The organism is Undibacterium sp. Dicai25W (genome assembly GCF_049340505.1).
Classification (GTDB): Bacteria; Pseudomonadota; Gammaproteobacteria; order Burkholderiales; family Burkholderiaceae_D; genus Undibacterium; species Undibacterium jejuense.
This window is the reverse complement of the sequence record NZ_JBMPOQ010000004.1, coordinates 246,509-260,567: the sequence shown is the minus strand read 5'-3', so window position 1 is coordinate 260,567 and position 14,059 is coordinate 246,509. Positions and strand designations below refer to the sequence as shown.

At 46.1% G+C, this 14,059-nt stretch carries 14 protein-coding genes; 13 read left to right on the top strand and 1 reads right to left on the bottom strand.

The window, feature by feature from the left end:
* Window position 1 precedes the first annotated feature (1 nt).
* The 4 genes from gspF to ACO0KY_RS07345 all read left to right on the top strand — a co-directional run bounded on the left by gspF (window position 2) and on the right by ACO0KY_RS07345 (window position 3,974).
* Window positions 2–1,222, top strand: coding sequence for a type II secretion system inner membrane protein GspF (gene gspF, locus ACO0KY_RS07360; RefSeq protein ID WP_423045065.1), 1,221 nt, complete (start codon window positions 2–4; stop codon window positions 1,220–1,222).
* Window positions 1,223–1,233: 11 nt separating this feature from the next.
* Window positions 1,234–1,830, top strand: a complete 597-nt coding sequence (locus tag ACO0KY_RS07355) for a type II secretion system protein N (protein ID WP_423045064.1) — start codon at window positions 1,234–1,236, stop codon at window positions 1,828–1,830.
* On the top strand, window positions 1,827–2,645 hold the full coding sequence (locus tag ACO0KY_RS07350; RefSeq protein ID WP_423045063.1) for a uracil-DNA glycosylase: 819 nt from the start codon (window positions 1,827–1,829) through the stop codon (window positions 2,643–2,645). The genes ACO0KY_RS07355 and ACO0KY_RS07350 overlap by 4 nt, the downstream gene beginning before the upstream one ends.
* Window positions 2,646–2,744: 99 nt before the next feature.
* Complete coding sequence (locus ACO0KY_RS07345) at window positions 2,745–3,974, top strand: HD-GYP domain-containing protein (protein WP_423045062.1); 1,230 nt, start codon at window positions 2,745–2,747, stop codon at window positions 3,972–3,974.
* Between the two features lie 64 nt (window positions 3,975–4,038).
* On the opposite strand, the gene ACO0KY_RS07340 is transcribed toward ACO0KY_RS07345, so the two are convergent.
* Window positions 4,039–5,019, bottom strand: a complete 981-nt coding sequence (locus ACO0KY_RS07340) for an NADPH:quinone oxidoreductase family protein (RefSeq protein ID WP_423045061.1) — start codon at window positions 5,017–5,019, stop codon at window positions 4,039–4,041.
* A gap of 107 nt (window positions 5,020–5,126) precedes the next feature.
* Between ACO0KY_RS07340 and surE the strand changes: the two genes are divergently transcribed.
* The 9 genes from surE (at window position 5,127) to ACO0KY_RS07295 (ending at window position 14,057) form a co-directional block, all read left to right on the top strand.
* Window positions 5,127–5,864, top strand: a complete 738-nt coding sequence (gene surE / locus ACO0KY_RS07335; protein WP_423045060.1) for a 5'/3'-nucleotidase SurE — start codon at window positions 5,127–5,129, stop codon at window positions 5,862–5,864.
* A complete protein-coding gene (locus tag ACO0KY_RS07330; protein ID WP_423045059.1) occupies window positions 5,861–6,715 on the top strand; it encodes a protein-L-isoaspartate(D-aspartate) O-methyltransferase in 855 nt (284 codons plus the stop codon). Before surE ends, ACO0KY_RS07330 begins: the two co-directional genes overlap by 4 nt.
* 75 nt (window positions 6,716–6,790) lie before the next feature.
* Window positions 6,791–7,747, top strand: a complete 957-nt coding sequence (locus ACO0KY_RS07325) for a peptidoglycan DD-metalloendopeptidase family protein (RefSeq protein WP_423045058.1) — start codon at window positions 6,791–6,793, stop codon at window positions 7,745–7,747.
* Window positions 7,748–7,920: 173 nt separating this feature from the next.
* Window positions 7,921–8,973 (top strand): RNA polymerase sigma factor RpoS, encoded by a 1,053-nt coding sequence (gene rpoS / locus ACO0KY_RS07320; protein ID WP_423045057.1) that lies wholly within the window; start codon window positions 7,921–7,923, stop codon window positions 8,971–8,973.
* Window positions 8,974–9,087: 114 nt separating this feature from the next.
* Window positions 9,088–10,425, top strand: a complete 1,338-nt coding sequence (rlmD, locus tag ACO0KY_RS07315; protein ID WP_186911624.1) for a 23S rRNA (uracil(1939)-C(5))-methyltransferase RlmD — start codon at window positions 9,088–9,090, stop codon at window positions 10,423–10,425.
* A gap of 136 nt (window positions 10,426–10,561) precedes the next feature.
* A complete protein-coding gene (gene ndk / locus ACO0KY_RS07310) occupies window positions 10,562–10,987 on the top strand; it encodes a nucleoside-diphosphate kinase (RefSeq protein WP_422995788.1) in 426 nt (141 codons plus the stop codon).
* Between the two features lie 85 nt (window positions 10,988–11,072).
* Window positions 11,073–12,230, top strand: coding sequence for a 23S rRNA (adenine(2503)-C(2))-methyltransferase RlmN (gene rlmN / locus ACO0KY_RS07305; RefSeq protein WP_186911626.1), 1,158 nt, complete (start codon window positions 11,073–11,075; stop codon window positions 12,228–12,230).
* Window positions 12,227–13,030: a type IV pilus biogenesis/stability protein PilW gene (gene pilW / locus ACO0KY_RS07300; protein ID WP_423045056.1), complete on the top strand. Its 804-nt coding sequence runs from the start codon at window positions 12,227–12,229 to the stop codon at window positions 13,028–13,030. Before rlmN ends, pilW begins: the two co-directional genes overlap by 4 nt.
* Entirely contained in the window at window positions 13,023–14,057 is a 1,035-nt protein-coding gene (locus tag ACO0KY_RS07295) for a helix-turn-helix domain-containing protein (protein WP_423045055.1), read from the top strand. Before pilW ends, ACO0KY_RS07295 begins: the two co-directional genes overlap by 8 nt.
* Window positions 14,058–14,059: the final 2 nt, after the last annotated feature.

The window sequence follows — 14,059 nt, the reverse complement described above, 5'->3', positions numbered from 1 at the left end:
TGTGCCTGCATTTCGATATGAAGCAATAAACGGCAATGGGGTTACCAGCAAAGGGGTACTTAACGCCGATAGTGCTAGAGCAGCGCGCAGCGATCTGCGAGCTCAGGGCTTAGTGCCTGTGAGTGTTGAATCCATTCTTAATCAAACCGATGCTGGTGGCGCAAAGAAACGAGCTTTGTTTGCGGAACGCTTATCTAGTGTTGAACTCGCTTTATTTACGCGCCAATTAGCAAGTTTGTTGGAAGCCGGGCTGCCATTGGAGCAATGTCTTTCTGCTTTGCTTGAACAATCTGAACGTACTTTTATCCGCGATATCATTGCCTCCATTCGGTCTGAAGTAATGGCCGGTGCTGCTTTGTCAGATGCCTTAAAACAGCACCCAAATGATTTTGCTGAAATCTATTGTGCTTTGGTTGCTTCCGGCGAGCAGATTGGCCATTTGTCACGCGTGTTATCGCGTCTGGCGGACTATATTGAACGTCGGAATGCGTTGGTGCAGAAAGTTAAATTGGCTTTCACGTATCCAGCTATCGTGACAGTCGTGGCATTTGCGATTGTTATCTTCTTGCTGACCTACGTGGTTCCGCAGATTGTTTCAGTATTTGCTAATACCAAGCAAAAATTACCGTTCTTGACGGTAATGATGCTGGCGATTTCTGATTTTGTGCGCGCCTATGGTTGGTTGGTTGCATTGATTGTTGTTGCTGCTTTTGCTTTGTGGCGCACAGCCTTAAAAAATCCAGACGTTAAAATGCGTTGGCATAAGTGGTTGTTGACTGCACCGGTTTACGGAAAGTTTGAGCGTAGCTTAAATACCGCGCGATTTGCCAGTACTTTAGCGATTACTACGGGTTCTGGAGTGCCAATTTTGCGGGCATTGCAAACCAGCCGTGAAACGCTCTCTAACGTCGCTATGCGTGAGCAGGTCGAAGATGCAACAGCAAGTGTACGTGAGGGCGTTGGACTTGCCCGTGCATTAGCTGCACATAAGCATTTCCCACCGATGTTGATTCATATGATACGTGCCGGTGAAGTGACTGGCGAACTGCCCGCTATGTTGGAGCGCGCTTCGAGTGCGCAGGAGCAGGATCTTGAGCGACGCGCGTTGACTATCGCAGGCTTGCTTGAGCCGGTATTGATTCTGGCCATGGGTGCTGTCGTGTTGTTGATTGTGTTGGCGGTGTTGATGCCAATTATTGAAATTAATCAGCTGGTACGCTGATAAGGAATGAAATGAAGCGCTTGCCTCTTTTGTGTAGCTTTTTAGCTTTTATTTTGTTGTGCGTGTCTTTGAGTTTTTGGGGGATACGGGTCTTTAAGCCTGCTGATCGCAGTGTTGCGCGACCAGCGCTGGATAATAATATTGAACCCGGAGCAGGGCAGTGGGGTGGTATTTTCGGAGGTGCTCAGGCTGATCAGGCTATTGCCAGTAATTACGAGCTTAAAGGGGTAATTATCGCCAAGAAATCGAATGAGAGTCTGGCGATCGTTGTTGCCAATGGAAAGCCAGCGCAAACTATTCCTCTCAATGCTGAAATTGCTCCAGGTATTATTCTTAAAGAGGTAGCGGATAAATATGTCATGATCTCGGAGTCCGGCGTGATGCGACGTGTTTCCTTGCCGGAAAACGCGATAGTTAATGTGATTCCAGGCTCGGTAAGAGTGCAACCGGGTGATATGCCACCAGTCTCACCGATTGCACCTATTGCTTTTCCTGCTCGCTCGAACCAAATTACCCCTTCGCCTGGGAATGCGCCAGTTCAACCCATGATTAGCGCTGGATTCCCTACTGCTTCACTTCCATCGATGGGTGGCGGAACCGAAAAATGAAGGGCAGTACAGCGTTTCTACCTATTGAAATACAATTAGCGCTGACGACAGTGCACGAATCCTGGCGCGATCCTGTTGAACTTGGGTTGGCTGCAATGCACGCCGCTAACCCCACATATTTTGAGCAACTCTGTTCGAATGGATTTTTGCCGACGGACGGAAGATTATTTGCGGCATTCGAGCTACCAATCGAGGATGTTAGATATGTATTGATTGGCGAGGGTCCATATCCGCGCGAGGATAGCGCTACTGGTGTTTGTTTCATGGACGGTGCAGTGAAGCAAATCTGGTCCCCTGATGGGGCTGGCTTGTCTAAAAAAGTTAATCGTGCAACTTCTTTGCGTAACTTTATAAAAATGTTATTGGTTGCTGATGGTCGACTAGATGAAAGTGTCACGAGTGGTGAAATAATGCGTGGTATTGCTCAAACTGCATTGGCGCCAGATTCCGGTTTTATTCAGACATTGCCCGAATTGCAGCAAAATCTACATAAAAATGGTTTTCTTCTATTAAATGCTTCACTGGTCTTCCGTACCTCGGTGGCACCCGCCAGGGATGGTAAATCATGGCAGATTTTCTTGCAGACTATATTTGCAGCGTTACACTCTCATTCTGTTTCATTTGGAAAAGTGCCATCCTTGATTTTGTGGGGTAAGATTGCTGAGCAACTCCAAAGAATTCATGAGACTTCGTTATTTCCGCAAATTGTGGCTGAACATCCTTACAACCTGAGTTTTATTAAAAATCGCACGATGCAGAATTTTTTCAGGCCTATGCAATTGCTAAAAAGTTGCTCAAAGGAAAAATTTTGTTAGAAATGGTAAGCTTTTAGTGGCTTAGTGTGGAGCTTTGTAGAATAATTTGGCGTTAGTGTTTGCGTGATTTCACCGGACAGATTTTTGCCTAAGTGGTTTATGTTAAAAAAAATTGAAGTGACACAATTAAGAATCGGAATGTACCTCCATGAGCTATGTGGTTCTTGGATAGATACGCCATTTTGGAAGAAATCCTTCGTTCTTGCTGATCCAAATGAATTGGCAGAAATTCAAAAGACAAAAATCCGTGAAGCATGGATAGACACCAGTAAGGGATTGGATGTCTATCAAGAACAGGAGTCGGGGACTGTTGAACCGGTTAAACCCGAAATTCCTGTGCCAAAACCAATTGTTACACGTCAAACCGGACCGGTCTCTATGGGGGACGAGCTAGGTCGGGCGTCGATGATTGTCAGTAAATCAAAAGAGGCTGTATTTTCCATGTTTAGCGAGGCACGCATGGGGAAAGCCGTTGATGTAGGTAATGCTAAGGAAATGGTTGAAGAGATTGCGGACTCAGTCATGCGTAATCCTGGTGCCTTGATTGGCCTGGCTCGTCTGAAGACCAAAGATGACTACACTTACATGCATTCGGTTGCCGTATGTGCTTTGATGGTTTCGCTGGCAAAGCAATTAGGTTTAAGTGACGAGGAAACTCGCGAGGCAGGTCTGGCAGGATTGTTGCATGACATCGGTAAAATGATGATTCCTGCCGAGATTTTGAATAAACCCGGAAAATTAACCGACGATGAATTCGTTGCTGTGAAAGAGCATCCGGTGGCAGGTCACAAAATGTTATTAGAAGCAAAAGGCGTTAGCGCTGTTGCGCTTGATGTTTGTCTGCATCACCATGAGAAAATGGATGGAACCGGATATCCTTATGGATTGCAGGGTGAGCAGATTAGCTTGTTGGCCAAAATGGGTGCGGTGTGTGATGTCTATGATGCGATTACCTCAAATCGACCATACAAGCAAGGCTGGTGCCCAGCGGAGTCAATACGCAAGATGGCCGAGTGGAGTAAAGGTCACTTCGATGAAAAGATATTTCAGGCCTTTGTGAAGAGTATTGGTATTTATCCGGTTGGGACGTTGGTTCGGTTGGAATCCGGGCGTTTAGGTGTCGTGGTTGAGCAGCAAGTTGGTAAGTCGCTGCTCGCCCCGAAGGTCAGGGTATTTTTCTCCATCAAATCAATGTCGTATATTGCGCCGGAGTTGCTTGATCTGGCGGGTCCTGGTTTGCAAGATAAGATCGCTAACCGTGAGGATGTTTCGAAATGGGGCTTAAAAGATATTAATCGCTATTGGTTAGGTGAAGCGGCGCCATTTTGATCTGCAATTCAAAGTCACAAAACTCCGTCTTCGTAAGACGGAGTTTTATTTTTTGAGGGGCCATTTATCTCTCGGGACGAATCACGATTTTTCCGGTAACTTTGCGTGCTGCCAGATCATTGAGTGCCTGCGCGGTTTCGTTTAAGGCGTAACGAGCAGAAATATGCGGCTTGATTTTTCCTTGGTGAAGCCAGCCGATTAATTCTTTCATCGCGGCCAGATTATTTTTGGGCTCGCGTTTGGCAAATTCACCCCAAAATACGCCGACTAAAGAGGCGCCTTTGAGAAGCATTAAATTGAGTGGTAGTTTAGGAATTTCACCATTTGCAAAGCCAACTACCAGATAGCGTCCGCGCCATGCAATTGAGCGGAACGCCGGTTCGGCATAGATGCCGCCTACTGGATCGTAAATGACGTCCGGTCCTTTGCCTTCGCTGGCCTGTTTAATTGCTTCACGCAGATCGACATTGCTGTAATTAATTAACACGTCCGCACCGTGTTGACGGCAAATTTCTAATTTTTCGTCAGTAGAGGCTGCCGCAATAACTTTCGCACCTAGTGCTTTTCCTATTTCTATTGCAGCAAGGCCAACCCCACCTGCCGCACCTAATACCAGCATCGTTTCACCAGCTTTAAGTTGTGCCCGATCAACAATTGCATGGTGGGACGTCCCATAAGTAAGCGTAATCGCAGCTGCCGTATCAAAATCCATTCCTGGAGGCATAGGCATGACGGCGTTGGCGGGTGCAACAACCTGTTGTGCAAAAGCACCGTAGCCGATGAAGGCGATGACTTTGTCGCCTTTTTTCAGATGAGTAACTCCATCGCCAACGGCATAGACTTCTCCGGATAGTTCGCTACCAGGAGTGAACGGCAGTTCGGGCTTAAATTGATATTTATTCTGTATGATCAAGACATCGGGGAAATTGACGCCTGCGGCCTTGACTTGTATTCCGACTTCACCGAATCCCGGTGTTAAATCTGGTAAATCCATAATTTCCAAGGTTTCAGGAGCGCCCCACGATTTACAAACAACAGCTTTCATTTATCGCCTCCGTTTTTAAATAGTACGACCGTTTAATTTTTTGATTATGCCGCAAAAAAGTCACATCGGCAGAAATTTGTTTTTGCGCTTCGGTTAGAATGTGGATTATGAAAATCTTAATTAGTAATGATGATGGTTATCTGGCTCCCGGCATCGTGATGCTGGCATCTGCTTTAGCTGAATTTGCTGATGTGACAGTGGTGGCTCCAGATAGTAATAGATCGGGTGCGTCGAATGCGTTGACCCTTGATCGACCTTTGACTGTGCAACGTGCCGCGAATGGTTTTTATTTTGTGAACGGTACGCCGTCGGACTGTGTGCATATTGCGCTGACCTCCATTATGAAAGAGATGCCTGACTTGATCGTTTCTGGTATCAACCAAGGTCAAAATATGGGAGACGATACCCTGTATTCGGGGACTGTGGCAGCTGCGACCGAAGGTTTTTTATTTGGCATCTCTGCGATTGCCTTTTCCCAAGTCAATAAGGGGTGGGCGCATCTGGATGTTGCGACGAAGTATGCGTCCGATCTGGTGAAATTTGGTTTTCCTGAGTTGCCGCGACCTTATTTGCTGAACGTCAATATTCCAAATCTTCCGCTGCATGAAATTAAAGGGATACGCGCCGCCCGTTTGGGAAAACGCCACGCTTCGGAGTCAGTCATTCCTATGTTGGATCCACAAGGAAGGGAAATATTTTGGATTGGGCCTCCGGGTGGAATCCGTGATGGCGGTGAAGGTACTGATTTTGACGTCACTTCAAAGGCATATGTTGCAGTAACGCCATTGCAAGTGGATTTGACTAACTTTAAACATCTGGACATGCTCGCCATGACTTTTGAATGACGACGGCAAAAGAAAAGCGTTTTCCACTTCCTTTGTCTTCGGTCGTCGAACGTAAGGATAATGCAGGGCGCAATCGCATCGCTACCAGTGTTTCTACGCAGACAGCGATGCAAAATCTGGGGCGTGATACGAATTCGACACCACGTGCCAATCCGGTGTCAGTGTGGAATTCTACAAAAGAACAAAAGCCTGTCGTGCTTAATACCTCGGATAGTCCTTTGGTCTCCGAGGCTGTCAGGCGCGCGATGGTCGCCAGGGTTGCTCAGCAGGGAGTGAAAGACACTACTGTATTGGAGGCATTGCGAACTATACCGCGCCACTTGTTTTTAGAGTCTGGTCTTGAAAGTCAGGCATATATAGACGCTTCTTTGCCTATTGGCCATCATCAAACTATTTCGCAGCCATATATCGTTGCCCGAATGTTAGAGATTCTGCGTAATGATGTGAAGCTCGACAAGGTGCTTGAGATCGGTACCGGTTGCGGCTATCAGGCCGCAGTCTTATCTTTAATTGCTAAGGAAGTGTATTCCATCGAAAGAATTAAGGCATTGCACGAATTGGCAAAGAATAATTTGCGGCCTATGCGCATTGCCAATATTCGTTTGCATTATGGCGATGGGATGCTTGGTTTGCCTCAGGCCGCGCCTTTTGACGGTATCATATTGGCTGCAGCGGGTATGGAAGTGCCGCAAGCGTTATTGGTTCAGCTAAAAGTCGGCGGGCGACTAATTGCTCCTGTCGGTGGTCGGCACCAGGTATTGCAACTCATTGAGCGGGTTTCTGAGCATGAGTGGAGCAGCGCAGTTGTTGAAAATTGTCATTTTGTGCCTTTACATTCTGGCGTCGTCTGATTATTTGGGGTAAATGTGGTTATTGATAAAAGTAAAAATTCTGGTCTGGAATTCAAGGGCAATTTTGTAATGAGAATGAAAAAAATAGATGACGTTAAAAACCTTGTTGGCCTCGGTTGCATAAGTTTTTTGATGTCTGCTTGCACGACGACTCCCAACAAGGCGCCAGTTGTTGAGCGTGCCTCAGTGCCGGTAACCGAGGCTAGTGTTGTGATTCCGGTTGCGAAACCAGTTGTCCGACCACCAGAGATTACTAAGGGAAGCTATGTTGTAAAGCGTGGCGATACTCTGTATCGAATTGCGCTAGATCACGGGCAAAGTTATAGTGATTTAGTGGTGTGGAATAGCTTAAAAAATCCTAACGATATTAAGGTTGATCAGGTGTTGCGAGTTGCTCCGCCAGATGCTGCTAATGGTCTGCAGGGTGTGCAAACAGTCGCTGTGTCTGGTGCGTCTGTTGATGTAAAACCTTTATCGCAGCCTCCTTCATCGAGCAACAAAAATAGCCCTAAGGGTGACAAGCGTCCTTATTCAGAGGCTGTACTGGCTGAATTGCAAAAACCAGAGAGTGGCACACCTACGGTTGTTAAAAACGACGTTGTAAATCCTGTTGTTCCATTAAAGTCAGCGGAGAAGGCGCCCGATAAAGTTGTTGCAGATAATGAGGCGGTTGATTGGATGTGGCCAGTGGATGGTAAGGTGTTGACTGGATTTGACGATGCAAAAAATAAGGGTTTGGATATTTCAGGTAAGATGGGGCAAGAGGTGCTGGCAGCCGGTGCTGGGAAGGTGATGTATGCTGGAAGTGGAATCCGTGGCTATGGTAATTTAGTAATTATTAAGCATAGCAGTAGCCTGCTTTCGGCGTATGCTCACAATAAATCTATTCTCGTAAAAGAGGGGCAAGCTATTACTAAAGGGCAAAAAATTGCAGAAATGGGAAATTCTGATAGTGATACTGTTAATCTGCACTTTGAGATTCGTCTGCAGGGAAAACCAGTTGATCCTATGAGATATTTGCCGGCGCGTTAATTTGCTTGTTATGCATGCTGTCTGGATGCACTTTGTCATATAAATAGTGTTGTAAAATGATTAAAATGTGGTAATAATTTGCCATTAACGGTAGTAGAAATTTGATGATCACAGGCAGTGTGCGGTTATGAGGTATTTCCGAGTTTAATCATATTTACTATTCAGACAAAATTATGCAAAAAAGTGCGATCAACCAAAAGTTGGACGTTTCCTCTTATGAGGAAGCGGAGGCATTGTCGATTGAAGTAGATGATGGTATTGATGTGGATGCACTGACGGACGCTGCTGAGGTGGATGCTGATACTGATGATCGTGAGGCTCAGGCAGTTGATCCTGTTTCGCTTATTGTTGCGCCAATTGATGAGCTGAAAAACGTATTGGCGGCTGAGCTTTCGACCGATACGACGCAATATTATTTGAATCAAATTGGTACCCGGCCCCTTTTTGATTCCAAGGAAGAATTGCACTTTGCGACTTTAGCCAAGCAAGGTAATTTCGAGGCGAGGCAAAAAATGATTGAACACAACCTGCGCTTGGTTGTGTCAATTGCGAAGCACTACATTAATCGCGGCGTTGCTCTTTTGGATATGATAGAAGAGGGTAATCTTGGGTTGATGCATGCGATCGATAAGTTTGAGCCTGAGCGTGGCTTTCGTTTTTCCACCTATGCGACCTGGTGGATACGACAGAGTATTGAGCGAGCCATCATGAATCAAGCGCGCACAATACGCTTGCCAGTACATATGGTGCGTGAGCTCAATCAAATCTTGCGTGCTAAATACCATTTGGAGTCACAGCGACGAGATGGTCGGGATGCTAATTTGGAAGATATCGCCTTGTTGGTGGATCGGCCGGTTGATGAGGTTCAGGATATTTTGGCCTTGTCAGAACATGCGACGTCGCTCGATACTCCTTTGGATAATGATCCGCAATCCAGTTTAATGGATATGTTGCCTGGTGATAGTGATGATGGTCCTGATATTCGCGCTGAACATCATGAGATGACTGTCTTGGTACGGGATTGGTTGGCAAAATTGCCGGATAAGCAACGTATTGTGGTCATTCGACGATTTGGCTTGGATAATGATGATCCTGCTACCTTAGAGACATTAGCTGATGAAATGGGGATAACCCGTGAGCGGGTACGCCAGATCCAGCAAGAAGCCTTGATTAAATTGAAGCGTTCGTTCTTGTCTCGCGGCGTGGGTAGGGACTCTCTAATCTGAAGAGGCGTTCACTTATTTGCGAATTGCGCGGGTGAAACGCTCCAGTTCTTTTATAATTCCGCTTTTGATCTTTATCTTTTACATGGCGCGACTGAAGTTTGCGCCGATATTCCCATGAATAAAATAGAAATACGTTCTTTTGATATGGACGCGCGCGGCGTTGGTCATTTGCAAAATGAAGATGGTACGCAAGGAAAAGTGGTGTTTGTTGAAGGTGCTTTGCCGGGTGAATTGGTTAGCTTTAGTTCTTACAAAAAGAAGCCAAGTTGGGAGGTGGCAACTTTATCGGAGGTGCATCGTACTTCATCGCAAAGGGTGGATCCAAAATGTGAATTCTTTGGTACTTGCGGCGGTTGTTCTATGCAGCATCTTGAGCCTGATGCACAAGTGGCAATGAAGCAACGTGTTTTGGAAGATAACTTGTGGCACATCAGCAAGGTGAAGGCTGAAACGATGATGCGCCCAATTTACGGTCCAACCTGGGGTTATCGCTATCGTGCCCGTCTGTCAGTTCGCCACGTGATTAAAAAAGGCACAGTATTGGTTGGTTTTCATGAGAAAAAGTCGCGTTATGTGGCGAATATGGAAACTTGTAAGATTTTGCCGCCCCACGTTTCGGCAATGTTGATGCCTTTGCGTGAGTTGGTTGCCTCTTTGTCTATCATTGAGCATTTGCCGCAAATTGAGTTGGCCATCGGTGAGGGGGTGACTGCAATGGTGTTGCGGATTATGGCGCCATTGGCTGCAGATGATGAAGTGAAGTTAAAAGCTTTTGCTGATCACCACAAGGTGCAATGGTGGTTGCAAACGAAAGGTCCGGAAACTGCTGAGCCATACTACCCTTCAACTAGCGATCTGCATTACCTGTTGCCTGAATTTGGCGTCAAGATGCCGTTTAAGCCTACCGATTTCACGCAGGTGAATCACCATATTAATCGTGTGCTGGTGGCAAAAGCGCTGCGCTTGCTTGATCCGCAAAAAGATGAGCGTATTGCTGATTTATTTTGTGGTTTAGGTAACTTCACATTGCCTATTGCTACACTTGCAAAACAGGTAGTTGGGATTGAGGGTAGTTCTACGCTGACTGATCGTGCGCTCGAAAATGCTGTTCACAATGGTTTATCTGAAAAGACCTCATTTAGCACGCGCAATTTGTTCGAGGTGACGGCGGAGGATTTTGTTAAGCTGGGTAAATTTGATCGCTTTTTGATTGATCCCCCTCGTGACGGTGCGATGGCAGTGTGTCAGGCTTTGGTGGATTTAACGCAAGTTGCGCCCGACCTCAAACCTAAGCGACTGGTCTATGTATCTTGCAGTCCATCAACTTTGGCGCGCGATGCCGGCATTTTGGTCAATGGAGCTGGTTATCGTTTGAGTTACGCAGGAGTTGTTAATATGTTTCCGCATACCTCCCACGTTGAGTCTATGGCGGTCTTTGATTTGGTTTCTTGAGTTGGCAAATATATGCTTGGTATTTTTACGGTCTTTCTTTAAAGACATGTTGTATCAAGTGTTTCATGCTAAAATCTAGGGTTAGATGAATTCTAGAGTTTTTGTCTTAACCCTTTCTTTTTATTGGAGTTTTCAGATGGCTATCGAACGTACATTATCTATTATTAAACCTGACGCAGTTGCAAAAAACGTGATTGGTCAAATTGTCAGCCGTTTTGAAACTGCTGGTTTGAAAGTTGTTGCTGCTCGTTTGACGCAATTGTCCCGCGCTGAAGCCGAAGGCTTCTACGCTGTTCATGCTGCACGTCCATTCTTCAAAGATCTGGTTGATTTCATGATCTCTGGTCCAGTATTTGTACAAGTATTGGAAGGCGAAGGCGCGATTTTGAAAAACCGCGACCTGATGGGTGCAACTGATCCTAAGAAAGCTGAAAAAGGCACAATCCGCGCTGATTTTGCTGAATCTATCGATGCAAACGCAGTTCACGGCTCTGATGCTGCTGAAACAGCTGCTGTTGAAATCGCTTATTTCTTTCCAGCACTGAACGTGTACTCACGTTAATTTGTATTAAGCAGTATTTAAAGAAATTGAAGTAATTGATGCCCCGTCTCGCAATGCTGCGATTCGGGGTGTAAGAGAGAAACACATGACGGCACTCATAAATTTATTGGATCTAGATCCGGAACAGCTCGTTGCGTACTGTGGCGAATTGGGTGAGAAGCCGTTTCGTGCAAAGCAGTTGCAACGTTGGATACATCAGTTTGGCGCAAGCAGTTTTGATGAGATGACAGATCTCGCAAAATCGTTGCGCGAAAAACTTGCTACCAGAGCGGTGATAACTGCTCCCGCGGTGATTAGTGACCACACTTCACTTGACGGTACCCGTAAATGGTTGGTGGATGTGGGGCAGGGAAATGCTGTTGAAACGGTGTTTATTCCTGAGGAAAATCGGGGTACTTTGTGTATCTCTACGCAAGCTGGTTGCGCGGTGAATTGCCGCTTTTGTTCAACTGGCAAGCAAGGATTTAATCGTAATCTGACCGTGGCAGAGATTATTGGTCAGCTATGGATGGCTGAGTTTGAGTTGCGTCGTACCAAAGGCATCCCTATGGGGCCTAAGGGCGAGCGCCAGATTACGAATGTAGTCATGATGGGCATGGGTGAGCCTCTGTTGAATTTTGAACCAACAGTCACTGCTTTGCGTTTGATGTTGGATGATAATGCTTATGGTTTGTCGCGTCGACGTGTAACGCTCTCCACAAGCGGCGTGGTGCCGATGATGGATAAGTTGTCGCAAGAATGCCCTGTGGCGTTAGCTGTGTCTTTGCATGCGTCAAACGACACGTTGCGCGACGGTTTAATTCCGTTGAATAAGAAGCACCCGTTGTCAGAATTGATGGCTGCATGTAAGCGTTATCTCGCGTTTGCGCCACGCGATTTTGTGACGTTTGAGTATTGTATGCTCGATGGCGTGAATGATACTGATGCACATGCTCGTGAGTTGATACAGTTGGTGAAAGATGTTCCTTGTAAGTTCAACTTGATTCCGTTTAATCCATTTCCTGAATCTGGCTTGAAGCGTTCTGCAAATCCGCGAATTAAAGCGTTTGCGCAGGTCTTGTTGGATGCTGGCATTGTTACGACAACGCGTAAAACACGCGGTGACGACATTGACGCTGCTTGCGGACAATTGGCTGGTGAGGTGAAGGATAGAACCCGTGTGCAAGAGCGCATGCAAAAGATGGCGGAGTATCAGAAGAAGTTTGGTGAGAATTTTGGCAAGATCGTGGAGATCACTCAGTGAAAATTTTTGGATCGTATCGTTGGATAGGAAGAGCTGCTCTTCTTTCTTTTTTTCTTGTTTTGTCTGCTTGTGCCTCAAAACAGTTGGAGGGGCCTTCGGATGATTCAAATCTTTCTGTTGAAAAGCAGGATGCACAAAAACGTGCGTCTATCAGAATGCAATTGGCAATCAGTTATTACCAGCAAGGGCAATATAAAGTTGCTCTTGATGAGATCAAGCATGCTTTGGCTATTTCCCCTGATTTAGTTGATGCCTATAGCGTTCGGGCCTTGATATTTATGGGTACTGGCGAAAAAAAATTAGCTGAAGATAACTTTTTGTATGCATTGAAACTTGCTCCTGATAATCTGGATATTGCGAACAATTATGGTTGGTTTTTGTGCCAGAATAAGCGCGAAAAAGAGGGGCTGACTTACCTCCAGAAAGTGCTCCAAAGTCAGACCTATGCCTCGTCAAAAGCTTACAACGCTGCAGGTATGTGTAGCTTGAATATGGGTGATAATGCGGCGGCCGAAAAATATTTTATGCAAGGGTTTCGGGTTGATCCAGCGAATTCAGGTTTAAATACTAACCTGGCAAGAACTTTATTTTTACGTGGTGAATATGCAAAGGCCAGGTTTTATATTGGTCGCGTCATACAGCAGGATGTGCTGACACCTGATGTTTTGTGGCTTGCCATAAAAATTGAGCATAAGTTGCGTGATGATGCTGCATTAAATAGTCTGTCTGCGCAATTGCGAAAGCGTTATCCAGACTCCCCTGAATTTAGTCTCTTGCAGAGAGGTTTGTTTGATGAATGAGGTTGGCTTAAATCCTTTATCTGAATCGATGGCTTCTGGTTTGGTTGAGGAGAAATCAGTTGAGCTTCTTGATACTGCTGGTGCGAAGTTGTCTGCTGCACGTCAGCAATTGGGATTGAGCCTTGAGCAAGTGGCAGAGCAGCTTAAGCTATCGCATAGACAAGTTCTGGCGATGGAAAGTAATGAATTTGATAAATTACCCAAGATGGTGATTGTCAGAGGCTTCGTCAGATCATATGCAAAATTGCTGCGAGTTGATCCTGCGCCGATCATTGCTTGTCTTCCGGGGGAGGTAAGTTCCGTCGAATTAGATACGGATTTGCGGCCAACTCTGGCGACGCCTTTTCTTGAATCTAAATCTCATTTTCTCGGCAGGACCGAGAATCATAACAAGAAGTACATGTTAGGTGCTGGCATTTTGGCTGTCGCTGCACTCTTGTTTGTTCTTGCGCAGCATTTCGAGCAGGCGGAATGGTTTAAATTATTGTTTGCACATTCAGATGCTGCGAAGCCAGTAGTGGAGCAGGTTTCTGCATCACTTCCTCAAGTTGATAATGTGACGCTGCCAGCGTCTCAGATCGACGTGTTTCCACCGGATGTCGTTGCTCAGGCAGGCACGGTGGTAGAGCGTGTTGCTGCTTCCGAAGCAGTGGTAACACAGGTGGCGCCACCACCAACGCCAGTTACGGAAGTGAAGAGTGTGCAGTCTAGTTTGATGCCTGCGACCAATGTCGTGGTTCCCGCTTCCAGTGCGTCTGTTGTTGCGTCGAGTGGTAGTGCGTTATCTGCGAATAATAAGTTGCATCTGAAGTTTCGCCAGGATTCATGGCTGCAGGTGAAAAAAGAGTCTGGTGAGGTAATTACATCTCATTTGGCCAGGGCTGGGACTGAAGAGTTTTTTGATGTGAAAGAGCCGGTTCAGTTGAGATTGGGAAATGCGCATGGTGTTGATGCGGTCCTACGCGGCGTTGCACTTGAAATTGTCCCTCCTAAAGATACGAATGTCGTTAATTTAAGCGTGAAGTAAGC